Origin of the sequence: Bartonella heixiaziensis (genome assembly GCF_046245125.2) — a bacterium.
Classification (GTDB): Bacteria; Pseudomonadota; Alphaproteobacteria; order Rhizobiales; family Rhizobiaceae; genus Bartonella; species Bartonella heixiaziensis.
Window position 1 is genome coordinate 434123 of record NZ_CP176404.1, and the last position, 24519, is coordinate 458641.

Genomic DNA, 24519 nt, shown 5'->3' on the forward strand with positions numbered 1-24519 from the left:
ATCTATTATGTCAATCATAAAAATATATTTTAAGCGAGTTTAGAGAGTTTTAGGGGAATAAAAACAGGTATTATAAAGTGGAAAGTTAAATGCTAAGGTTTTTTATAAAGAACAGTAAGCTCAAAAATTTATTACCAAAATGAGGGGACTTATGCTTATCGTTTCTATTATTTTATCCTTTATTCTGCATTTCCGTGTAGCTCTTAGGTTGATCTAGGAGCCAGTCTCTAGTAATCAGCGTTCTTTATCTGATGTTATACTGTTTTCTATTTTACGAAAAGTGCTTTGAGTTGTGATATTTTTGCTCCTGAAATCATGGCACGTCTTATTGCGCATTTTTTTATCTGTTCGGTTGCAATTTGTTTAAATTTGTCATCAAAGCTGTGTTGGATGAAATTTTTACCGATTTTATCACAGATGGCTATTTTATCTCCAATAGGAACAGTATGAAATCCTACAGCTATATGAGGTAAAATAGAGTAACATTTGTTTGAAATTGATTGTTTTTTGAAGAAGTTGTGAGGGTTTGATCTTAGCTATAAGCGTAGCAAGGGGAGATCAGATATATTTGTTGTGCTCTGTTAATTTCAGAAATCATTTCTCAAGAGTTTTGGGGAGATAAGGAGATAATTAAACGTGCGATTGAAAATTATGATTGTTGAAAGGACTATTATCAGGTTGAGGAATCATCGATGAGATCTTAAGGTAATCACATAATTCTTCAATTTTCAGATTATGATCACAATATTGTAAGTTTGATGATGGGGGATACTTTTCTGTATTGGTTTAATAAGGCGGAATTGGTTATTAAAACAGTTTGCTGAACATTTATTCTTATATAATCACGAGAAGGGAGAATTTCTATAATTGCAAGGCCCTGCTCGGAGGGATTTATTGCTCTTGCAAAAAAAATCTATATATAATAAAATATAAGAGCAGTTAGTCGTGCTAAGTGTGGGAGGGGAGTAGACGATTATAGGGGGCTGATTTTCAAAGATCGATGATACGCGTTTTGCTAGAGGATGGAGCGCGAGTTTACGTTTTTCAATTCACGTAAAGCCGATTAGACATGTTCTTCAGATTTTATGGAGATATGTGGTATGTTGTTATTATATTGAGAATATATTATTCCCAAATTAATTTGAAGCGTGGGGAATTTGTTCTGTTAGGTGCATTTCTATGGGGTGCTAGGCTATGAACAGGCGGCATCAAAGGGCGCGCTGATATTTATCTAGCAAAAAACTTTTCAGGAAAAAATAATGAAACAGGATATGTTTTAAAAGGTATCTGTGTGCAGATAAAAACGCGGTGGAGAGTATAAAGAATTCAAAGCAAATCTTAGTTAGCTTGTTTGGTATGGAAAACAGTTAACAAAAATTATAGTCCACTTCTTATAAAGAGAGTGAAACAGTTTATCAATATCTTGCGATAACAGCTCAAAGGATTGAGATTATTTGTACAATTCACAAAGTACGGATGCGAAACGTTTATAGGTACTATGGTCGTACAAAATATTCTGATGAGACAAATTTGAAGCGTTGAAAGCATAAGCCTCATCAAGACTTCAAAAACATTAGCAAGTTTCCTATTCGGTTGACAGGCGATTATGCTCAATGGTTATTGTATCTGACCCACAATAAGGGATTGTATGAACAGTGTTTATAAGCTTTATAACAAGATGAGAGATTTTAATAATAGTAGACCGCTCCAATGAGGAAATAAGAGACAAACAACATAAAGCCAGAGATTACATTGAAAAGAAAAGGCATTGATATTGATTTTATTAGAAAAAGTATGGTGAGATCATTTCATTTAAGCGGAGGAAAAAAAGAAAAAAACTCTAATAAGCACAGGTGATACAAGAGAGATGATATATTAACTGATAATGATAGGAGGAATTCTAGTGGGCATGCGCAGATTTAGCATCATTGTCCAGAGAGGAAACGGTTGTCTCATATAGTCAGCCAAAAAAATTATAAGAAGAGTTATTAAGAAAAACGGGGGATTGTCATGTCTAATATTTACGATTGGTCACTAACGGCTGATGAAAATGCGAATTCAGATAGCATTATTAATTGGGCGGAAGGTCAGCTGCCTAGTTCTGTCAATGATAGTGCACGAGCAATGATGCAACGTGTGCGTGAGTATCTTGCAGATAGTGGCGGTTCTATTGATTCAAAGTTTATGGTGAATCCAGAAGACAAGAAAACATCAATTATGCTAACGACAGCTTCACCTATAACAAAATACAAAAATGATATCATTATACGTTTTAAGGCACGTGGCGTGAATATTGGCACGACAACAGTAATCGTTAATAGAATAGGAGAGAAACCACTTTATAAAGCCACCAATATGGGTATTATACCATTAGAAGGTGGTGAGCTACAAACAAATGGTATTTATGAAATAGTCTATAATGACGATGTTTCAATGGAAGACCGAGATGGCTGGTATCTCTTAAACCCCACACCTCTTCCACCACCAAAGGTAGAAATCTTTCCTTGCGGATTTATTGCGACCTTTGCTATGCAAGAAGTCCCGAGCGGCTGGCTTTTATGCGATGGTGCTATTTATAAGCGCAAAGATTATCCGCAACTATTCAAGGCAATAGGTGATAAATGGGGAAAAGACAGTAATACAACTTTTAAAGTTCCTGACTTTAGAGGGATGTTTTTACGCGGCTTTGATGATGGCCGAGGTTTGGATCCAAATAGACGTTTTGCAAATCAACAGCAAGATAGTATTAAATTGCATACACATGCTTGCACCATTGAAGTATCGGGGCAGCATACGCACAATTTTCAGTATGCAGGAGTTGGATGGAGTGCTAATGATATTGGCAGAAGGAACCCTAGTTATCACTATCAAACTATGACAGGGACAACACAATCAGCTGGTGCACACACACACAAAGTGTCTCTTTCTTCTACAGGTGAGGCAGAAACACGCCCTGTTAATACAACAGTTGTTTATGCCATAAAATCATAAGATTGATCGGATGATAAATATTAATCATCGCATCGATGATATTGTTAACGCGGATTTTCTCTGCAAGGAATAAATAACTTATAGCACCATTTAAAAGAGGTAAAGGTACCAAAGTGCTGTTCAAATAGTTGTTTAGTTGATAATTTCAGATATTTGTCATGGCAAGGGTATAGCTTATGACAAGAAAAAATCATGTGAAAGTTATTTTTCTTTTTAATAAGTGCAACCCGTACAGAGAAAATGAGGAAAGTTCACTATAAGTTTGTCACTCAGAGGTATCTACAAAGATATATGTTTTTATAACGTTTTTTCTAGAACGTATAAAATTATAATATCTTTAGTATAAGATAAAAAGAGTTAACATATTTGTAACACTGAATGTTGCACATTCATATGAAAGAGTTACTTTTAAAATAAAGTAATTTCTGAATGTGCTTGAGTCTTTTATTTTTATCATACACCTCGATTTTTCGATGTCATTAAACAGATTTTCAGAAAAACACGCTGTTTCATAAGGAGAGCGCTGTCTGTGGCAGTATAAAAGGAATATCTGCTTTAGGTAATTCAGAAACGGTCAAGGAACAATGATAAACATCGCGCAGATTTGGCGTTGTCAAAACGGCCGAGACATTCCCTTCGCAATAAATTTTCCCCTGTTTGAGCAATATCATTTTATCGGCATAATGGGCAGCAATATTAAGATCATGAAGAACAGCAAGAACGCCGCCACCACAACGGGCAAAATTTTTGGCAATATCCATAACAACAAGCTGGTGTTGGATGTCGAGGTTAGCAATAGGTTCATCTAATATCATCCAGCGAGGAATTCCATTATGAACAGGTTTCCAGATTTGGCAAAGGACACGAGCAAGTTGTACTCTAGCTTGTTCTCCGCCTGATAATTGGTGATAATATCGATCACTATAGTTAGCAAGACCAACGCGTTCTAAAACCTTTTGGGTAAGGTTTTTCAATTCATCTTTTGCGATGGTGAATTGGTTCGCGGAGAGACCAAGTTCTACTACTTCATAGACTAAGAATGGAAATGCCAATGTTGTTGATTGCGGGAGTACAGCACGCATGGTTGCCATTTCATAAGCTTTTGTCTGGATAACATCATGATCATTTAAGGTAATTTTTCCACTGTAGGGAATTTCTCCACTCAGTGCTTTAATAAAAGTACTCTTCCCAGATCCATTGGGGCCAATAATGACGGTGAGAGCACCACTTTTGGCTTGAAGATCAACACAATTAAGAATCTGTTTTTTCCCACGTTGAACACAAATATTGACTGCTTTGATCATGAAAGATTTGTTCCTCGTTTGCATATAAGGATCCAAAGGAAAAAAGGGGCACCAAAAAGTGCTGTAACAATTCCGATTGGCAATTCTGCGGGGGCAACAATGAGGCGCGCAAATGTGTCAGCAAAAATGAGTAATGCTGCCCCCAAGAGAGCAGAGCAGGGAATAAGATAGCGGTGATCGGGACCAATTAGCTGACGCAAAATATGTGGAACAACAATACCAATGAAACCAATTCCGCCACTAACAGCGACTGCACTACCACACATAAGCGCAACAAGGAAAATAGCAATATTTTTAACCAGTTGGATATGGAAGCCAATATGACCAGCAACCGCTTCTCCAAGAGAAAGAGCATTAAGTGCGCGTGACAGAAAGGGAGAAAAAAGGAGACCAGCACAGATAAAAGGCAAAATAAGCCAAACTTTCAACCATGTTGCTCCAGCGAGAGAGCCAAGATTCCAAAAGGTAATATCACGGAGTTGTTGGTCATTTGCTATAAAAATTAATGTTCCAACAACAGCACTGCTTAAAGCACCAAGAGCAATACCGGCAAGAAGCATTGTTGCAATAGAAGTACAACTATGACGCGTTGCTATTGCATAGAGAATAATTGTTGATAAAAGTCCGCCAAAAAAGGCACCTATAATCACCTTGTAAGGTTCTAGAAAAGGTGCCAATGAAGAAGGAAAGGCAATACCGACAACAATTGCTAAGACTGCTCCAAGTCCAGCACCTGCTGATACACCTACAATTCCAGGATCGGCAAGAGGATTACGGAAAAGCCCTTGCATAAGAACACCGGAGACAGCTAAAGCTGCTCCAATCAACAATCCCAAGATAACACGGGGAAGCCTTATGTCGATAAGCACGAGGTAATCACGCGTTTTACTACTTATTGAAAAATCTTGTGTAAGCATCACATGGAGAAGATCAACGAAAGAAACCTTTGCTGCACCATTCAAGAGCCCACCAAAAATACTGAAGGTAAGGAATATTATTAAGCTTAATAATAAAATCTTCCCCTGTTTTGAACGGTTTACTTTTTTACCTTCTTTTGCTTCAGGTAAATGCATCATGGATGTACCGTCTGCCATTTTTACCAGCTCTTACCGTTTTTATTTGCACCATAAAGTATCTCAATAAGCTCTCTTGATGCGTCTGCAGTGCGTGGACCAAATCCCAAAAGATACATAGCATCCATCTGTTTTATGGCATGATTTTTCGCTGCAGTTGTTGCTTGAACTGCCGGTATGGCTAAAATCTTATCAATGCTGGTTGATTTTGCACCATGTTTTACAAGCAAAATAACATCGGGATCTGATTTCAATAACGCTTCGCCGTTGAGAAGCTTATATCCTTTATAATCGGTGATAGCATTGATAGCACCTGAAAGTTTTATCATACTATCAGCTGCAGTACCTGTACCAGATGCCATGACGCGTCCATTTTGCACAGAGAAAACAAAAAGGACACGCTTTGGTTTTGTTACTTTCGCCAAAAGCGCATCGTTGTCTAAAAAATTACGCTTCAATTTTTCAATTAACGCAGCGGCTTGAACTTCCCGATGAATGGCTTGACCAACAAGGCGAATCTTTTCTATCACATTTTCACGGGAGTAGTCTTCTGGTATGATCACCAGAGGGATTGATGTTTTTTTGAGAATATCAATTGTTGAAGCAGGACCGCTTCCTTCAACAAGCAATATGCCCTCTGGGGCAAGTGATAAAACACCCTCAGGTGAAAGAGCACGCATATATCCAAGGACAGGAAGCTTGAGCGCTTCTTGCGGGTAGACGCTTGTACTATCACGGGCGACAAGTTGATCTTGGGCACCCAATGCATAAACAATTTCTGTAAGTGCTCCGCCGATAGAAACAATTCGAGCATTTTCAGGAAAACGCGTTGTGGGTTCAGCAATCACTTGTTTAGAAAAACAGGTAAGAGAGAGCAGTAAACACATAAGAAAAAGGTTTGATAGCCTATGCAAAAGAGATATGAACATGTCCGACCTTACCTTATCTTAGTTACTGCTGTTTTCTTGGCACGATGGTAAACCATTCAATAAAGAGCGCCAATCTTCACGTTCTTTTTGACCCTCCTTGCGTACGCCAAAGAATTGAATAATCATCTCATCATTTTTATCGAAAACTTCAAGTGAGTTGACATAACCATCAATTGTAGGTTTGCGAACACGCCATACCTTATTGATCCCAGAAACGAGTAAATGGAGGTGAAATTTTTGATCGAGAACATTAAGCCAAGGTCCCATTTGCTTAATGTTCTTTACTTGCCCAGTGAAAATTTGGATACATCCTTTATTTCCAACAAAACACATAATTGGTAACTCTTCTTGCGCAACTTGTTTGAGCATCATCTCAACAGCTTCTATTTTTAACTCATCGGCAAATTCATTTCCGGCATGTTTTACAGCATCATGTCGATTAATCTTTAGTTCAGAAATAATCCCATGAAGTTGATGCACATCAGTCATCTGTCGCCAACGATCTCGGAACTTTTCAACATCAAGCTTTGCCATATCACATTGTACTGGAGTAGGAACGGAAGAAATATCAAGTACGGGTGATTGATCGTCATGAAGCAACTTTTTAACAAGTGCAGCCCATTCTTCCATATTTGTTGCGTCTTTAGAATAGAGCTTGAAGATAGCAATGCCATATTGATCAAAAAATTGCAGACTTTTCATAGGTGTTCCGAGAATAGTCACGTCATGCTCAAAACCAAACTTCCACTGTTTTGAAAAAATACGCAAGTCAATTTCACCGAGTGTTATCGGAATATGCTGGCTTTGAACAATCTTCTCAAAACATCCTGTTATTTCATGGACAGCATTTTCATTCCGTGTTAATGCCATGACTATTCCAAGTTTAGGAGCATTTTCCAAGAGAGTAGCGACATCAGCGCGTAGTTTTTTTGCTTTTCCAATTGTACAATAAGCCGCAATGAGTTCCGCTTCGGATATACCAATAGAGTCCGCAAAATCGCGGCTACGCATCTCTTTTTTTTCTTCACGCAAGCGAATAATCATTTCGGCTGTGTATGACATGGGCTTATCCTTATCTTACCTGTTTGAGGGTTAACTGTTTAATTTTTCAAATCAAAGAAAGTAAGTCGAACCACTATCAACTAATGGTTCAACCCACTACCAAATAAGCCCTTATTTTATCAACAGTAGAACAATAAAAAACAATAAATTACAAATAGTTAAAGCGCAAACCTCAAAATTTGTTGTTCAAAGAACAATAAGAATAGAAACGCAATAATTTATTCTTTATCGATATAACCTTTTTCATTGATCTAATGGTTAACAAAAGTGACTAAAATTTTTGCACGAACGAAACTTTAAAGTTGCGACCAGGCTGACTATAATAATCCTTCGGCGTTGAGCTTTCACCGGAAGGAAGATCTGATACATTCCAATATTTTTGATTGAACAGATTATAAACACCAGCCCTTATAACAGGACCCTTTTCACCAAAGGGCTTCAACCAACCTGACACATCAATAATATTATAACCTGGAATTTTTTGATAGTCCGATTCCTTAGCAACTTTATCACGTTTGGCAGATGAGGTAAGCACGACGTCTGCTCCCCAGATTTCTTTTGCATATCCGATCCCAGCAATCACTTTTAAAGCTGGAATTGAGTTAAGATATTCATCTTTATCAAGATCCTTTCCTTGCGAATAGGTAAGAGAAAAATTGCTATGGAATCCATCATTAAGAGCCAAATGTATTTTTGCTTCAGCACCATAAATACGCACATTTGCAAGATTTCTATAATGGCGACGTCCCAATGGGTATTCCTCTGATCCCCCTATATCCACAGTATCTATGAAGTCCTTGTATTGATTGAAAAAGGCACTGAGTGAACCACCGAAATTTCCATTTCCATACCTTATGCCAACATCATATCCATTGCTCGTTTCTGCTTTTAGATCAGGGTTGCCCTTCGAGTAATAAGCAGAGGGTTTCATATAAGAGACGTAAAGTTCTGCAATACGTGGTGCACGAAAAGCCTGTGCCCATTGAGCATAAAGCGTTACTTGATCACGAACATCCCACTCCACACGTAATTTGGGAGAAAAACGTGAACCATTTCTTTCTGGAGGAAATTTGTCAGAAAGCAGAGTTTTCTCATAAGAAGACGTTTTCTGAGGGACATACTTATACCAATCATAACGAATTCCAGGTGTTATACGGAAATGGTTATCAGCAAGGCCAATTTCATCTTCGAAAACAAAACCCAAATTATAGCCATTTGTATCTGGTGAATCTGACCGATTAGCGGGTACAAAGAGGCACCCCCATGCATTTTCCGGCAAGTGACAATTATCTTTCCCGAACAAATAATGATGAAACTTAGATGACAAGACATTAGCGGCAAGCTTTAACGTATGGTCTACAGTGCCAATATGAACTTTCTTGAGAGCATCAGCATTGAAACCATAATTGGTATTACGCAAAAAATTATCTCTCAAAAAATCCCCTTTGGGTGCCCGAACACGAAATGAAGTCGTAATATCATGACTTGACTGTCTTTGCCAATAAATCTGTCCACGAAACGCATCAAAAATAGCATCTTCATTGCCGTTATAGTCATAAGAAAGAGAAAAGCGTTCACGGAGTTTGTCGTTCTTCTCATAAACGGAACCAGGGGCATAAGATCTTTCAGAAGCATTCAATAAATGTGTATCAACATTGTGACCAAAACGCTCTGCTGTAAAACCAAGTCGGTGATTGTCATCAAGGTATTGGTGAATTTTAAAGAGCAAATTATTTTGGTCAAAATGAGCAGGGTTTTTACGTGTGCGCTCTTCATAGCCTTCTAGGGTTCCCATATTTTTGCGTTCATGACCTTCCGCATAAGAACCTTGGAAAAGCAAAAACGTTTGTTGAGCACGCACTGCAACAGCTTGATCTACGTGCCAACTATTATCAACAGAATGATAACCACCTCTTATAAGACCACCCCAATTTTTTCCTTCTGTGATAAGATCTTCAGGATCAAGGGTACGCAACGCAACAACTCCTCCTAGTGCACCAGATCCATAAAGACTAGAATCCGGTCCCTGAATAACATCAAGTGTGGAAAGCGCACTAAAGTCAAACATTGTGTTACCACTGTTATCACGCAATATATCATTGAACCATGGAAGAACAATACCATCCATTGTTGTGAGAACACGGTTTGCTTCTAAACCACGAATGACAAAACTGTTATTGCTTGGGCTATAGGATACGCTTGGATAAAGACGACTAATATCATAGGCATCAGTTATTTGCTTCTCACGAATATCCTTCGCGGTTTTCCGATCTGTCAGAATAGTGACCGAATCCAAGGCCGTCCCTATTTTTTTCTCTTCAATAACAATTGGTTTGAGTTCAGTGATAGCACCTCCATCTTTATTTTGTGCAAAAACAAATGAAGGTATACAGACCGATAATGCACTTAAAATCACACAACTTTTATAGATATTTTTTCGTCTTATTTGCATAACACATCACAACCCTTTTAAACATCCCCTCTTTGTTTTGAAATTTTATTTACATACAAAAAGGCTGGACCTGCTGATTAAAACTTGCCAGCCAAGTAGAAATGATTTTGATAACAACACAAAATCACTGAAAAACCATATTAAACATGACAAAATCAGTCAAGAAAAAAGTTGCATTTTCAAAATAGCCTGTTTTAATGAGATCGAACCCCAATATTAAGCTTAAAATAGTGGCAGAAGAAACGATGAATTTTGCAAATACGAAGCAATTATTAACTCTTTGGATTGGTGCATTTGTTGGAGCTTTCTTTTTGCATGTATTATTGGGAGCGCAGTTTTATTTTCAAAGTACTGGTGTAAGTAATGGCTTGCTCTCGTCGGAGATTATGCTGACTTTTGTGCAAGAAACTGTATATTCGGATGTTGATACAGACTTATCAGATATTCATACAGAGTCGGATATTAATACAGAGCCAAAAGTATTACAGTCTGATCTTTTAGAGCAAGAGTCAGAGGAATTGGAATCCGTGGATAAAATTCAATCGGAAGAACCTCAGCATATGGTAGAACAAGATGACTTAAAGTCTTTGGAAGAACCCCTTATTCAAAAAGTGGAGCATAAAGCGTTTATCAAAAAAACAATACCGATGCCAAAGGCTGTAATAAAGCGCTCCAATGCAAAGGTGGTACGTTCCTTTTCCACCAACAAGGGTGGCGATACGGCAGTGCTTGAGGATGCGTTATTAGTGGAATGGTTGGCAAAGGTGCAGGCGCAGTTAGAAAGGCAAAAAAAATATATTGTGGGACAGCGTACAAGTCGTGCAAAAGGAACGGTGAAGTTAGAATTTATGGTGCGTGAGCAGGGGAGTATTTTTTCTAGTCGTGTAGCGGTTTCTGCTGGTGATCCGGAACTTGATCGATTAGCGATGGCGGCACTTCAACGTGTTGGTAATTTCCCACCGCCCCCTGCATCAAAAGTGAACAAAATTATCAGAGTGTCCTTAATATTTAGCTGATTTTGATACAATTTTTCAACTTCATTTTTACACTGCTTATTTTTAAGGTTGTTATCGTGCTTTTTTATGTTGCGCTGAGGGTTTATGAATAAGGAGAAAGAATAAGTGTTTTTTCAATGGGTGAGATTACGTTGCTTCCATCGGCCGAAAACGAGGTCGGTTTTTATGTCTGTAATTCCTGTAAGTCTGGCTTTGTAAACCTCATAATTTTCCATGACACGCATAACGTAATTACGTGTTTCTGTGTAGGGGATGCGCTCAATCCAATCGATTACTTTGTCAAGAGATTGACCTCTAGGGTCACCATAACGTTGTATCCATTCACTGACACGACGAGAGCCTGCATTATAAGCGATAAGAGTCAATATGTAGGATCCATTAAAACGTTCCAACTGTTCTTCCAGAAAGTGGGCGCCTAATGTAGCATTATAACTGGCGTCACTGCTGAGTTTTTTCGGTGACCACGCAATCGAATACTTCTTTGCAAGTGCTTTTGCTGTCGTAGGGAGCAATTGGAGGATACCTTGTGCACCTGCTTTTGATATGGCTGTTGGATTAAATTCGCTTTCTTGACGCGCAATGGCATAAATAAGCGCTTTCCCTATGGCAGAAATATTGGCAGAGGCTGGTATAGCACCGAGAGGGTGGGAAAGTGCACCGACGTTTTTACCCTGAAACACAGCAGTTTTTCCAATTTTTAGGCTGGTATAATAATCACCATTTTTTTCTGCCATAACGGCCAGCAGAGCTAATTCCCCAGGGCTTTCTATTTTTTCTCCGAGTTCTCTATAAAAAATTTTAGCAAAATCCGAATAGCCAGCTGCTTCAAGGCGTTGAATTGCTTTAATAGCTTTTCGTGTGCTAAAATGTTGCCGCTCAGCAGTTGTTGGTTTAGGAAAGAAGACTTCGAGTTTTTTTTGATTAAGCCGTGAAGCTGCTAATTGACCATAATAAGTTGCACTAAAGTGGGCTGCGCGATGAAAATAATGTTGGGCGTTTTTATGTTTTCCTAGGATCTCTGCTGCTCGTCCCATCCAATAGTATCCACGAGATGCGGAAAGAGGAGCAGAAGATAATTGAGGAATACGTGAAAAATGGTGCATTGCTGATTGAGGGTCACGAAGAAACCGGAGTGCATACCATCCTGCATGAAATTCAGAATCCACAGCCAATGAAGATGTCATTCCAGTATGTGTTGCGACGAGTTGATAAGCAACTTTAGGTTTGTTTAAATCGAGCATTTCGCGAGAAAGGGCGCGTCGTTCTTTCCATAATGCATGAGGGTTCATAAGACGTAATGTATCTTTGGGTATACTCATCATGAGTGTTGCGGCTGCACTATATTGTCCAGTTCGGCGAAGATGGCGGATTTGAGCAAATTGTAAAAGAGGATCTTTTTGCCATAATCTCTGCACGGCGCGTAATTTTTGTGTGGCTTTAGGATCATTTTTTTCGACGGCAACAAAAGCATTAAAAAGAGATTGAGCTCGGGCTAATTTTGCAACGCGTTCAGCTGAATCGAACCGATGTGTGTAAAGCATAAATTGCATGCGCTTTAGGTGATCAATCGGTTTTAATGCCGCGCTTACATTTTTAAGAACAAGTTCTTCTTCTTGTGCATTGAGTTTTGTTGTATGCCACCATGGTGTGATCATTTGTCGAGCATGGGCCGTTTGTCCAGTTGCGATAAGCGCTTTAGCGAATGCAGCCATACCTTGTGCTGTGAGGGGTGAATGATGAGAAAATTTTTGGATGATTACATGCGTAGAATTGGTTTCATTGATAAAAGCACGTTCAGCATTGCGTTGCATAGTAGCTATCCCTGGCCATCCTTTTAGTTCTTTGATTGCATTAAATATTTCAGTGCTTGGGACATTGGCTCGGCTTGATATCCCGATCGCCCATGTCAAAATATGGCGATCAAGGCTATTCTTTTCCATTGAATTACGAAGGCTGATTGTTTTTGCAATATCGTTGTTTGAAAGTGCATCTAGTCCCGCTTTAAGTTGCTTGAGTGTCAGAATGTTGTCCGTTGTTGTATGAAACTCGTTAAGAGGACTCTTAGCTTCTTTTTTCATGACAAAGGGGATCGGGCGAACCAAAGGGATTGGCGCTTTTGTGTGCAGAAGGATTGTTTGTGCATATGCATTTGAAGATAAAATTGTTGCTACTAGTATAAATGCAGGAAAGGTTGATACAAAAAGAGAGGCGAAAAATGCACGCATAGAGAAAGACCTTGAGATTTTGCCTTTTGGAAACACTCAAAAATTTTTAAAACAGAAGCGTGAAAAACGGGTTAATATATGGCTGATATTTTAAGGGAATGTTAGGAATTGAAAGAGATCCATGCTAGTCTTGTGAGAACTTGTGTGAAATTCATCTTGCTTCAGTGATAGAGCAAGACTATGTTCTATAGTTGCTAATTTACAAAGGCGATAAAAAAATAAAAAAGTGAGCATTACAGGGAGTTTATCATGTTCAAGGGAGCCGTGACCGCACTTATCACACCGTTTGATGACAATGGCGCTATTGATGAGAAAGCATTTTGCAATTTTGTTGAGTGGCAAATTACACAGGGTATTAATGGCGTAAGCCCTGTTGGTACGACAGGTGAATCACCGACTTTAAGTCATGAAGAGCATAAGCGGATTATAGAATTGTGTGTTGAGCAGGTTGCTAAACGTGTCCCTGTTATTGCTGGAGCAGGATCAAATAGTACAAGTGAGGCTGTAGAGCTTGCACAGCATGCGCAAAAAGCAGGTGCAGACGCAGTTTTGGTTGTGACACCCTATTATAACCGACCTAATCAGAGGGGATTATATACGCATTTTTCTTCCATTGCGAAAGCTATTTCTATCCCGATTATAATTTATAATATTCCCGGTCGTTCCATTATCGATATGGCTGTGGAAACGATGGGAGACCTTTGTCGAGATTTTAAAAATATCATTGGTGTAAAGGATGCAACGAGCAAAATTGAGCGTGTCAGTGAACAACGTGAAAAATGTGGGAAGGATTTTGTACAGCTTTCCGGAGATGATTGTACAGCATTAGGTTTTAATGCCCATGGGGGTATAGGATGTATTTCAGTTTCATCCAATGTTGCTCCAAAACTTTGTGCAGAGCTTCATGCTGCTTGTTTTCGTGGTGATTATAAAACAGCACTAGAATTAAACGATCGTTTGATGCCCCTTAATCGTGCAGTATTTATTGAGCCAAGTCCAGCAGGCATTAAATATGCTGCCGCAAAATTGGGACTTTGTGGTAATATTGTTCGTTCACCTATTGTTCCGCTTGCAAGTACCACAAAGAAGATCATTGATGCGGCTTTGCACCATGCTGGTCTTCTTAAAGAATAAGTGACATTGATGTAGCCATGACCAAAAAAAGGAACGCACCAATCCGGAAAATAATTGCGGATAATCGTAAAGCCCGTTTCAATTTTGAGATTCTTGATAATCTTGAAGCTGGTCTTGTCCTTCAGGGAGCAGAAGTAAAATCTTTGCGTTCCAATCATGCGAATATTGCCGAAAGTTATGCCAGCTTTGAAAATGGGGAGCTATGGTTAGTTAACAGCTACATTCCTGAATATACGCAGGCCAATCGTTTTAACCACGAGCCGCGTCGTTTGCGTAAATTATTAATTTCAAAACGTGAAATGGCGCGTTTTTTCAACGCGACTTCTCGTGAAGGAATGACACTTGTTCCCCTCAAACTTTATTTTAATGAACGAGGGCGTGCTAAGTTGGAGATTGCTCTGGCGCGTGGGAAAAAACTTCATGACAAGCGCGAAACTGAAAAAAAACGTGATTGGGGGCGTGAAAAAGCAAGGCTTTTAAAAAGATATGGATAACAGAATTGGTTTGTATATTTTTTATAGCGCAGCTAGGAAAATTTTAGCATTGATCCAGATATGTTTTTGCTGCTTCGAAAATCTGGTGGAACATAGCATCTGTTAAGCGTCCTGTATTGGTATTATAGCGTGAACAGTGATAGCTTGAAAAGATGCGCAATCTACCGATGTTACTTATTTCCCCATGTCCAAAAGGGTGTGCTAAAATTTTTGCATTGAGAGCGCGTATTGTTGAAGAGTGCGCAATAGTGCCGAGGGTGATGACGGCTTTAAGTTTGGGAAGATTTGTTAAAAGGGGCGAAAAGAAATATCGGCAAGTGTTGATTTCCGTGCCAGTAGGTTTGTTTTCTGGTGGGACACAACGTACTGAATTAACAATTGCCGTATCAATCAGTTCAAGATTGTCATCTGCTTTTTCTTCAAAGGTGCCTTGGGCAAAACCAAACTTTTTTAAAGTAGAATAAAGCAAATGTCCCGCATAATCACCAGTAAACGGGCGTCCAGTTCGATTTGCACCCCGTAATCCAGGAGCAAGACCAACAATGAGAAGACGTGTTGTGGCTGCACCTTTATGGGGAAAGAATGGGCTTACCGGTGCGTTATACCAGCTTGGTTCTTTTATACGCCAATCAGCGATGAACTTGTGTAAGCGGGGGCATAAATTGCAATTTTTCGGTGGCTCTGGGCAAAGCAATGTTGATTGGCTATTCATGGTGACAAAAATCAATCATTTTTTACAAATTCTTTTGAGTTGTGTATGGGATATATGACGGATAATGCCTTTGTAAACAACCTATGATGAAGACAAACTAGTTCTTTATAACATAGTTTAACATAAAATCATTGCAGATTCTTTTGCAAAGAGAGATAATCTTTTAGTAATTTACTGGGCAATAAGATGTTTATGAATACAGTGTCTCATGGGAAGAAGTCTCTTGTTTTATGAATATCTAATCATAAAGATATATACATTAGACTGTTTTTCTTGCAAAAGATTTTTAATAATTTTAAATAGTTGATATTGGTTTAAAGGATAGAACCTTCAGAAAGAGTATTTTTTTTAAGCGAGGATACTTCCTTTGTTTGAATTCGAAACTCTTGAAACCTTTTTTAGAGCGGTATTGATAGCCGGATTGAATAGGTTATGCGCTTTATGATAAAGCTTTCAAGAATTTTCTTCAATAAACTCTTTAAGCAAAAAAATATTAAAGTGTGTGTTGTTTTTCTTGTGTTTTATTTTGATTATTGTATATACTTCACATCCACTATGAAATTTTTTAATCTTTAAGAAAGAGGCATAAATGGCCCGCGTAACGGTAGAAGATTGTATTGATAAAGTCGATAATCGCTTTGAGTTGGTGCTTTTAGCAGGACATCGGGCACGTCAAATTTCACAGGGCGCACAGATCACGATTGATCGTGATAATGATAAAAATCCTGTTGTTGCTTTGCGTGAGATAGCAGAGGAAACTCTGTCACCTGCCGATTTGAAAGAAGATCTTATTCATTCGTTGCAGAAGCATGTGGAAGTGGATGAGCCAGAAATGGCAAATGAATATATTTCTCATTCGGGTGAATCTGAACGTGTTTTGGGTACATCATCGGAAGAAGAGGGCTGTTCATTCGATTATATGTCGGAAGAAGATCTTTTAGCAGGTATCGAAGGTCTTGTTGTGCCGGAGAAAAGCGACGATTATTAGTTGCGACGATTTATATTACAAGAATGGATATACGTTGTTATGCCGTGGCGCGGTTATTGTTCTTGTCTTTTTTATAAGGGTTATTTGTGAAAAGATAAAGGATATGCGCGTATGATGCGTCAGTGTGAACTTGTTGGGCGTGTTCAACGTTACAAGTCTGACGTGGATGAGGCTTTGTTAAATCAAGCCTACGATTATGCAATGCGCAAGCATGGCCATCAGAAGCGTGCTTCGGGTGATCTTTATTTTTCTCATCCTTTGGAAGTTGCCGCTATTTTGACAGATATGCGATTGGATGAGGCAACAATTGCTGTTGCTCTTTTGCATGATACGATTGAAGATACGAGCGCTACACGAGCGGAAATTGATCAACTTTTCGGTTCTGAAATTGGTAAGTTGGTTGAAGGGCTTACAAAGCTTAATAAGCTTGATCTTGTATCGAAGAAGGCAGTACAGGCAGAAAATCTTCGTAAGCTTCTTATCGCTATTTCTGATGATGTGCGTGTTCTTTTAGTCAAACTTGCTGATCGCCTTCATAACATGCGTACCCTTGGCGTTATGCGTGATGAGAAGCGCCGGCGAATTGCTGAGGAGACAATGGATATTTATGCGCCTCTTGCTGGTCGTATGGGTATGCAGGATATGCGCGAGGAATTAGAAGATCTCTCTTTCTTTTATTTAAATCCAGAAGGTTATCGTACGATTACCAATCGTCTTTCTGAGTTATCAAAACGCAATCGTGATTTGCTTTCCACAATTGAAAACGAGTTGACAAAACTTTTTTTCGAGCATGGCATTAAAGCGAATGTTAAAAGCCGTCAGAAAAAATCTTATTCCGTCTTTCGCAAAATGGAAAGCAAGGCGCTCTCTTTTGAACAATTATCCGATATTTTTGGATTTCGTGTGATTGTTGAAACAGTACATGATTGTTATCGGGCTCTTGGTGTTATTCATACGACGTGGCCAATGGTTCCTGGTCGTTTTAAAGATTATATTTCTATACCAAAGCAGAATGATTATCGTTCCATTCATACAACGATTGTGGGACCATCGCGACAACGTGTTGAATTGCAGATTAGAACTGCTGCTATGGATGAAATTGCTGAATATGGCGTTGCGGCACATTCCATTTATAAAGAGCAAGGTTCTAATTATTCGGCTTCGAGGTTATCAAATGAAACAAATGCGTATGCATGGTTGCGCCAAACGATTCAATCTTTGTCCGATGGAGATAATCCGGAAGAATTTTTAGAACACACAAAGCTTGAGCTTTTTCAAGATCAAGTTTTCTGTTTTACTCCGAAAGGTCGGTTGATTGCCTTTCCAAAAGGCGCCACACCTATTGATTTTGCTTATGCAGTCCATACCGATATTGGTGATTCTTGTGTGGGTGTGAAAATCAATGGTCGTATTATGCCTTTAATGACCAAATTAAAAAATGGTGATGAGGTTGATATCATACGTTCACAAGCTCAAATTCCGCCACCAGCGTGGGAGCTCCTTGTCGTAACGGGGAAAGCGCGTTCAGCCATCCGTAGAGCAACTCGCACAGCGGTACGCAAGCAATATTCAGGTTTGGGTTATCGTATTCTCGAACGTTCGTTTGAATATATAGGCAAACAATTTTCAAAAGACATTCTGAAGCAAGTTTTGTCACGTTTGGCACGTAAAGATGTGGAAGACGTATTAGCAGCTGTTGGGCGTGGTGAATTGCCTTCTGCTGATGTGATAAAAGCGGTTTATCCTGATTATCAAGATTACCGTGTGGTACAAAAGTCGTCTTTTAAGCCTGGAGAAGAGGGGTGGTTCAATATTGAAAATGCTCAAGGTATGATTTTTAAAGTTCCAGAAAACGAAAAGGGTATAGCTTCAGAGGAGGGACATCAATCCAAAGCATTACCTATTCGAGGAACACATGGAGATATTCCCGTACGGTTTTCTCCTGAAGGAGCTGTACCAGGGGATCGGATTGTTGGTATTATGCAACCAGGTGCGGGGATTGTTATTTATCCTATACAGTCTTCGGCTTTGATGGCATATGATGATCAGCCAGAACGGTGGATTGATGTCCGCTGGGATATCGATGCCCAGATGAGTGAACGTTTTCCTGCTCGGATTAATATTTTGGCTGTTAATAGTCCTGGTTCTTTGGCTGAAATTACGCAAGTGATTTCTGCGAACGATGCCAATATTCAAAATTTATCTTTTATTCGTACAGCACCAGATTTTACAGAAATTATGATTGATCTGGAAGTTTGGGATTTAAAACATTTGAATCGTATTTTTTCTCAGTTAAAAGAAGCAGGTTCGGTTAGTACAGTACGGCGAGTCCATGGATGAAAAAGAGAAAGATTTTGCGATGAATACACAAGATGTGATTGATATTTTTAAACAAGCAGACGCTATTTTGGAAGGGCATTTTATTTTAACATCAGGTCGTCATAGCGCTACTTATATGCAAAAGGCGAAAGTATTTATGCATGCTGACTTGACAGAAAAGTTATGTCGTGGGTTGGCTGAAAAAATCAAAAAATCTGTCAAGGAAAAAATTGATTATGTGGTTGGTCCCGCGATTGGTGGTCTTATTCCTTCGTACGAAACTTCACGTCACCTTGGTGTTCCTTCTCTTTGGGTAGAACGTGTAAATGGTGTATTTGAATTGCGTCGTTTTAAAATCAAGAAGGGTGCACGGGTTGTAATTGTTGAAGATATTATGACAACAGGTCTTTCCATTCGTGAGACTGTTGAGGCTCTTGTTGCTGCAGGAGCAGATGTGCTAGCAAGTGCGTGCATTCTTGATCGTTCTGGTGGTAAGATTGATGTCGGAGTTCCGTTGATTGCACTTGCTGAATATGAGATAGCATCTTATGCGAGTGATGCTCTTCCTTCTGAACTTGCTGCACTTCCAGCAGTCAAGCCAGGAAGTCGAAATATTTAATTTTCTTTATCTTTTTTTGTTTTTATGCAAAAACTTGGCGCCATTGATTTAATGATATGGATTATTTCATTGTCAAAAGATGTATATTGAGAGTCAGATGCTTTTTCGTCGTAGAGAACCAATAGATTTTGTAAAGCGTGTTCGGCTTTGGTTATGGCCGAGTCGTTCCTTCTCTCGTTCATTTTCCTACATACGTAAACGTATTTTGCGTATATCAGCAACGCCGCATAAAGTGGCGTTGGGGTTTGCTATCGGCATTTTCTTAGCCTGTTCGCCTCTTTTTGGGATGCATATTATCTTGGCAATATTTTTTTCTTGGCTTTTGCGTGGAAATTTTGCAGCAGCGATCATCGGAACGATTTTTTCTAATCCACTCACATTTTTGCTGATTGTTATGGCTGATTATAAGGTAGGCTACCTCTGTTTATCGTTTTTTAGTAATGTAAATGAGATTTCTCTTTCTCAAATTCGCACTCTGTTTGATGGCTTGACGCTTTCAAATGTACCTCTTCTTTTTAAGGGTGCATGGGAAACAATCATGAGACCGATGATCGTAGGTGGTACCCTTTTAGGTTTTATTTTTGCTGGTTTATCTTATATAGGTGTCTACAGAGCAATTGCCCGTTTTCAACAAAAACGATATCAAAAGATTATGCAAAAAAAGCGTCTTTGCTAGGAAAATTTGGGTGATATCTTATGATTATTGGTCTTGGAAATGATTTGATTGATGTAAGACGTATTGAAAGAATGTTGGTTCGTTATGGTGACCGTTTTGTCCAACGTATTTTCACGGATATGGAGCAACATAAATCTGAAAATCTTAAAAAAAAAGCCTCTTCTTATGCAAAGAGATTTGCTGCCAAAGAAGCATGTGCTAAAGCTTTGGGTACAGGAATTGCTTGCGGTGTGAATTGGAAAGACATGGGGGTCGTTAATTTACCATCCGGTAAACCAATGATGAAATTAACGAACCGTGCGCAAATGCAGCTTCAAAAGTTATTACCTCCTCATCACGAGGCTGTCATTCATCTCAGTATAACGGATGATTTTCCTTGGGCACAAGCATTTGTTATTATCGAAGCACTTCCACGGGGATAGATATTATGGGAGATTGTGCTTTTACTATTTGAACATTATGATGAAGAAAAGTTATATCTGTGATGGGAAGGCAAACAGTGATGGTCCAGAAAGAGAAAATGCATAAAAAGAAAGAAAAAGGCGGAATTCTTGAATTTATTTTTGTTTTGATACAGGCTCTCTTTTTAGCAGCGCTTATTCGTACACTCCTTTTCCAGCCTTTTAGTATTCCTTCCGGTTCAATGCGTCCTACTTTGCTTGTGGGAGATTATCTATTTGTTTCTAAGTATGCATATGGGTATTCTCGTTTTTCCATACCCTTTTCGCCGCCTATTTTTTCCGGACGTATTTGGGCATCTCAACCTCAGCGTGGAGACGTTGTCGTTTTTCGTTTACCGAGTAATCCGGATGTTGATTATATAAAACGTGTTGTTGGTCTCCCTGGTGATCGTATACAAGTTCGTCAAGGTATTCTTTATATCAATGATGAAGCTGTTTCACGCCACTTTATGGGAAAGATTGATAATTCTGATATAACAGAGGTTAACTATCCTGTTGATGTTTATCGTGAGACGATGGCTAACGGTGTTAGCTACGATACACTTGATTTAGCTTTTATCCCGCAAGTTGATGACACAAAAGTTTTTGAAGTTCCACAGGGGCATTATTTTATGATGGGTGATAACCGAGACAATTCAGATGATAGTCGTTTGGATGTAGGGTATGTTCCAGAGGAGAATCTTATTGGTCGTGCAAGTGTGATTTTTTTCTCTATTAGCAATGGTTCAAGTGCTTGGCAGATGTGGCGCTGGCCATTTGATGTGCGTTGGGGCCGTTTGTTCTCTTTTATCAATACTGTTCATGATTTGCCGCTTGTCGAGCAAGGAACCAATGATGAATCGTCCAATCATTGATCAACTTGAAAGGCTAACGGGCCATCGTTTTAAAGATAAAGAGAGATTAAAAAAAGCATTAACGCATTCTAGTGTACATGATTTAGAACAGGGAAATTATGAACGATTAGAGTTTCTAGGTGATCGTGTTCTTGGGCTTTTGATTGCAGAAATGCTGTATCAATTGTTTCCACGAGCAAGTGAAGGTGAGTTATCGGTACGTTTGAATGGTTTGGTAAATGCGCAGACATGTGCCGATATTGCGCTAGAAATGGATTTACCTGATATGATCCATGTTGGTTTTGAGATGAAAAACTTAAAGGGTCGCCGGCTCACAAATATGTACGCTGATGTGATTGAAGCTTTGATTGCTGTTATGTATCTTGATGGAGGATTAAAGAGTGTTCGGCCCTTCATTCAAAAATATTGGCAAAGTCGAGCAAAACAGATGGATGCTGGTCGGCGGGATGCCAAGACAGAGTTGCAGGAATGGGCGCATGTACAAGGCGGTGTGCAGCCACAGTATCGGGTAATAAAGCGTTCTGGTCCAGATCACGATCCTATTTTTGTGGTAGAAGTAAGCATTTTAGGGTTTGCTCCGGAAATTGGACAGGGGAGCTCTAAACGCTATGCTGAAAGAATAGCAGCTGAAAAAATTTTACGACGAGAGGGTATATGGGAAAAAATGGAAAAAAATGATCATGGATGACGTTATCAGTACGCGTTCTGGTTTTGTTGTACTCATTGGGATGCCTAATGCTGGTAAATCGACATTGATTAACCAGTTAGTTGGAACGAAGGTTTCAATTGTGACCCATAAGGTGCAAACGACACGAACTTTAATCCGCGGTATTGTCATTCATGATAATACGCAAATTGTATTGATTGACACACCAGGTGTTTTTCGTCCCCACAAGCGGTTAGAGCGGGCTATGGTATCTGCAGCTTGGGGTAGCGCTAAGCATGCTGATGTCCTTTTAGTTTTGATTGATGCTCAGAATGGTCTGTCGGATGAAGTTTGTATGATATTAGATATTGTAAAAAATATCAGACAAGATAAGATTCTTGTTCTTAATAAGATTGATACAGTTGCTAAATCATCCCTTTTAGCATTAACTGCAAAAATTCATGAGCGCGTAAAATTTTCGCAGACATTTATGATTTCGGCATTGAATGGTTCTGGTTGTAAGGATTTGCTTCATGCGTTGAGTAACATGATGCAGGAGGGACCATGGTATTATCCGGAGGATCAAATTTCAGATATGCCCATGCGTCATCTTGCTGCTGAGATTACGCGTGAAAAACTTTTTCTTCGTCTCCATGATGAACTCCCTTATTCTTCAACAGTTGAAACAGAGAACTGGGAAGAGCGTTCAGATGGTTCAGTTAAAATTAATCAGGTCATCTATGTAGAGCGTGATAGCCAGAAAAAAATTGTTTTAGGAGCAAAAGGCGATACAATTAAAGCGATTGGTCTGGCAGCACGTAAAGAACTTATGGAAATTATGGATCAGAAGGTTCATCTTTTTCTATTTGTGAAAGTGCGTGATAATTGGGATACTGATCCAGAACGTTACCGCGAAATGGGATTGGATTTTCTAAAATAAAATGAAATGGAAAGAACAAGCTATTATCCTTGGTACGCGTCAGCATGGTGAAACAAGCGTTATTCTTGAAATTATGACGCGTCAGCACGGGCGCTATTTGGGAATAGTGAAGGGGGGGCGTTCACGTCGTATGGCAGTACTTCTTCAGCCGGGAAATTTTGTTGAGGCTGAATGGTGGGCACGCTTAGATGAACATTTGGGGCTCTTCAGAATTGAAGCACTTAAGCACTATGCTGCGCGATTAATTCTCTTACCAGAAGCTCTTTATGCTTTACAGTTAATAGCATTTTATTTACGCCTTCTTCCTGAACGTGATCCTCACCCTATTTTATATGATATTTTACATCTTTTTATGCGGCATTTTGATGATCCATTTGTGAATGCTGAATTATTAGCGCGTTTTGAGATGCGGCTTCTTGAGGAACTTGGCTTTGGTCTTGATTTGTCTCGTTGTGCTGTAACAGGCCGCCAAGAAAGGCTTCATTATGTTTCACCAAAATCAGGGCGTTCTGTATGCGAGGAAGCTGGGTATCCTTGGAGAGAGAAGCTTTTACGTTTACCGCAATTTCTGGTGCAAAGAACTGCCCGCCCTGTTGATTTTAGTGACATAAAACATGGGTTTATTTTAACAGATTTTTTTTTAACACGTCATGTTTGGGAGCCACGGGGTATAAAACAGCCATCAGTTCGTACTAATTTGATAGAATTGTTTGAACGGCGATTTCGTACGCAAGCATTAATTTATTGATTTTGATGAGAATGGATAGTTGTAAATATGCAAATTTTAAAAACAATTGCTGAAGTCCGCCAATCTATGAGAGAAGAACGATGCTTAGGACGATCTATTGGTTTTGTGCCAACCATGGGGGCATTGCATAATGGCCATCTCGCATTGGTAGAGCAGGCAAGGGCAATGTGTGATCGAGTAGTGGTGTCTATTTTTGTCAATCCAAAGCAATTTGGTCCCCATGAAGATTTTGATAAATACCCAAGAGATTTGGTGGGCGATTGTGTTTTGTTGAAAAAAGCAAATGTTGAGTATGTTTTTGCTCCTTCTACGGAAGAAATGTGGCCACCGAGAAATGAGACCATTGTAAAGGTAGAAAAGTTATCGCGTATTTTGATGGGGAGGTTACGTCCGGGGCATTTTTGTGGTGTGACAAGCATTGTTGCTAAGCTTTTCAATATTGTTCAGCCAGATAAGGCTTTTTTTGGGGAGAAAGATTTTCAACAAATTTTAATCATTCGTCGTATGGTTGAGGATTTAGCTTTTCCTATTGAAATTATTGGTGTGCCTATTTTACGTGATGCAGATGGTATCGCTAGTTCTTCACGTAATCAGCTTTTAACATTAGAAGATCGCAAAGCTGCAAAAATTATTCCTGAAAGTGGTAAAGCTGCTGAAAAGCTTTATCATCAAGGGGAACGATCAGTTGATAAATTATGTAAAATTGTTCGTAATATTTTACAGCAAGAATCGCGCGCGATTATTGAATCAATAGATTTACGAGATATGGAAACTTTATCTGTAGTTAAGGGAACCTTAGATAAACCTGCAGTTTTATTACTAAGTGTCCGTTTTGGTCAGGTTAGACTTATTGATCAATATATCTTGCAATAGAAG

At 39.1% G+C, this 24519-nt stretch carries 21 protein-coding genes; 14 read left to right on the forward strand and 7 right to left on the reverse strand.

The window, feature by feature from the left end:
- The first annotated feature begins 2010 nt into the window (after positions 1 to 2010).
- Positions 2011 to 2991 carry a phage tail protein gene (locus tag ACKC4Y_RS01885; RefSeq protein ID WP_409361720.1) on the forward strand — a complete coding sequence of 327 codons (981 nt, stop codon included), beginning with the start codon at positions 2011 to 2013 and terminating at the stop codon, positions 2989 to 2991.
- 509 nt (positions 2992 to 3500) lie between these two features.
- Here ACKC4Y_RS01885 and ACKC4Y_RS01890 read toward each other — a convergent pair.
- The 5 genes from ACKC4Y_RS01890 to ACKC4Y_RS01910 all read right to left on the reverse strand — a co-directional run bounded on the left by ACKC4Y_RS01890 (position 3501) and on the right by ACKC4Y_RS01910 (position 9811).
- A complete protein-coding gene (locus ACKC4Y_RS01890; protein WP_409361721.1) occupies positions 3501 to 4295 on the reverse strand; it encodes a heme ABC transporter ATP-binding protein in 795 nt (264 codons plus the stop codon).
- Complete coding sequence (locus tag ACKC4Y_RS01895; protein WP_409361722.1) at positions 4292 to 5389, reverse strand: FecCD family ABC transporter permease; 1098 nt, start codon at positions 5387 to 5389, stop codon at positions 4292 to 4294. Before ACKC4Y_RS01895 ends, ACKC4Y_RS01890 begins: the two co-directional genes overlap by 4 nt.
- Positions 5390 to 5391: 2 nt before the next feature.
- The gene (locus tag ACKC4Y_RS01900; protein ID WP_409361723.1) at positions 5392 to 6297 is read right to left on the reverse strand and encodes a heme/hemin ABC transporter substrate-binding protein; all 906 of its coding nucleotides are present in this window, start codon (positions 6295 to 6297) and stop codon (positions 5392 to 5394) included.
- An 18-nt stretch (positions 6298 to 6315) separates the two neighbouring features.
- On the reverse strand, positions 6316 to 7359 hold the full coding sequence (locus ACKC4Y_RS01905) for a hemin-degrading factor (RefSeq protein WP_409361724.1): 1044 nt from the start codon (positions 7357 to 7359) through the stop codon (positions 6316 to 6318).
- Positions 7360 to 7630: 271 nt separating this feature from the next.
- On the reverse strand, positions 7631 to 9811 hold the full coding sequence (locus tag ACKC4Y_RS01910) for a TonB-dependent hemoglobin/transferrin/lactoferrin family receptor (protein WP_409361725.1): 2181 nt from the start codon (positions 9809 to 9811) through the stop codon (positions 7631 to 7633).
- Positions 9812 to 10056: 245 nt separating this feature from the next.
- Here ACKC4Y_RS01910 and ACKC4Y_RS01915 point away from each other — a divergent pair, with 245 nt between their 5' ends.
- Positions 10057 to 10827, forward strand: a complete 771-nt coding sequence (locus tag ACKC4Y_RS01915) for an energy transducer TonB family protein (protein ID WP_409362124.1) — start codon at positions 10057 to 10059, stop codon at positions 10825 to 10827.
- A 113-nt stretch (positions 10828 to 10940) separates the two neighbouring features.
- Here the strand turns inward: ACKC4Y_RS01915 and ACKC4Y_RS01920 are convergent, their stop codons facing one another.
- Complete coding sequence (locus tag ACKC4Y_RS01920) at positions 10941 to 13052, reverse strand: lytic transglycosylase domain-containing protein (protein ID WP_409361726.1); 2112 nt, start codon at positions 13050 to 13052, stop codon at positions 10941 to 10943.
- 249 nt (positions 13053 to 13301) lie between these two features.
- Here ACKC4Y_RS01920 and dapA point away from each other — a divergent pair, with 249 nt between their 5' ends.
- A complete protein-coding gene (gene dapA, locus ACKC4Y_RS01925) occupies positions 13302 to 14186 on the forward strand; it encodes a 4-hydroxy-tetrahydrodipicolinate synthase (protein ID WP_409361727.1) in 885 nt (294 codons plus the stop codon).
- A 17-nt stretch (positions 14187 to 14203) separates the two neighbouring features.
- Positions 14204 to 14680, forward strand: coding sequence for an SsrA-binding protein SmpB (gene smpB / locus ACKC4Y_RS01930; RefSeq protein WP_409361728.1), 477 nt, complete (start codon positions 14204 to 14206; stop codon positions 14678 to 14680).
- A gap of 43 nt (positions 14681 to 14723) precedes the next feature.
- Here smpB and ACKC4Y_RS01935 read toward each other — a convergent pair whose 3' ends face one another.
- Positions 14724 to 15392 carry a uracil-DNA glycosylase gene (locus tag ACKC4Y_RS01935; RefSeq protein ID WP_409361729.1) on the reverse strand — a complete coding sequence of 223 codons (669 nt, stop codon included), beginning with the start codon at positions 15390 to 15392 and terminating at the stop codon, positions 14724 to 14726.
- A gap of 589 nt (positions 15393 to 15981) precedes the next feature.
- On the opposite strand from ACKC4Y_RS01935, the gene rpoZ reads away from it, so the two are divergent.
- The 10 genes from rpoZ to panC all read left to right on the forward strand — a co-directional run bounded on the left by rpoZ (position 15982) and on the right by panC (position 24516).
- A complete protein-coding gene (gene rpoZ, locus ACKC4Y_RS01940; RefSeq protein WP_409361730.1) occupies positions 15982 to 16380 on the forward strand; it encodes a DNA-directed RNA polymerase subunit omega in 399 nt (132 codons plus the stop codon).
- Positions 16381 to 16491: 111 nt separating this feature from the next.
- Positions 16492 to 18720, forward strand: a complete 2229-nt coding sequence (locus tag ACKC4Y_RS01945) for a RelA/SpoT family protein (RefSeq protein WP_409361731.1) — start codon at positions 16492 to 16494, stop codon at positions 18718 to 18720.
- 19 nt (positions 18721 to 18739) lie between these two features.
- Positions 18740 to 19318 carry an orotate phosphoribosyltransferase gene (gene pyrE / locus ACKC4Y_RS01950; RefSeq protein WP_409362125.1) on the forward strand — a complete coding sequence of 193 codons (579 nt, stop codon included), beginning with the start codon at positions 18740 to 18742 and terminating at the stop codon, positions 19316 to 19318.
- A gap of 97 nt (positions 19319 to 19415) precedes the next feature.
- The gene (locus ACKC4Y_RS01955; protein ID WP_409361732.1) at positions 19416 to 19994 is read left to right on the forward strand and encodes a DUF2062 domain-containing protein; all 579 of its coding nucleotides are present in this window, start codon (positions 19416 to 19418) and stop codon (positions 19992 to 19994) included.
- 20 nt (positions 19995 to 20014) lie between these two features.
- A complete protein-coding gene (gene acpS / locus ACKC4Y_RS01960; RefSeq protein ID WP_409361733.1) occupies positions 20015 to 20416 on the forward strand; it encodes a holo-ACP synthase in 402 nt (133 codons plus the stop codon).
- An 80-nt stretch (positions 20417 to 20496) separates the two neighbouring features.
- Entirely contained in the window at positions 20497 to 21309 is an 813-nt protein-coding gene (lepB, locus tag ACKC4Y_RS01965) for a signal peptidase I (RefSeq protein ID WP_409361734.1), read from the forward strand.
- On the forward strand, positions 21290 to 21997 hold the full coding sequence (gene rnc / locus ACKC4Y_RS01970) for a ribonuclease III (RefSeq protein WP_409361735.1): 708 nt from the start codon (positions 21290 to 21292) through the stop codon (positions 21995 to 21997). Before lepB ends, rnc begins: the two co-directional genes overlap by 20 nt.
- Positions 21990 to 22895 carry a GTPase Era gene (gene era, locus ACKC4Y_RS01975; protein ID WP_409361736.1) on the forward strand — a complete coding sequence of 302 codons (906 nt, stop codon included), beginning with the start codon at positions 21990 to 21992 and terminating at the stop codon, positions 22893 to 22895. Before rnc ends, era begins: the two co-directional genes overlap by 8 nt.
- A 1-nt stretch (position 22896) precedes the next feature.
- Positions 22897 to 23643, forward strand: coding sequence for a DNA repair protein RecO (gene recO / locus ACKC4Y_RS01980; protein WP_409361737.1), 747 nt, complete (start codon positions 22897 to 22899; stop codon positions 23641 to 23643).
- A gap of 27 nt (positions 23644 to 23670) precedes the next feature.
- Entirely contained in the window at positions 23671 to 24516 is an 846-nt protein-coding gene (gene panC / locus ACKC4Y_RS01985) for a pantoate--beta-alanine ligase (RefSeq protein WP_409361738.1), read from the forward strand.
- The last annotated feature ends 3 nt before the right edge of the window (positions 24517 to 24519 follow it).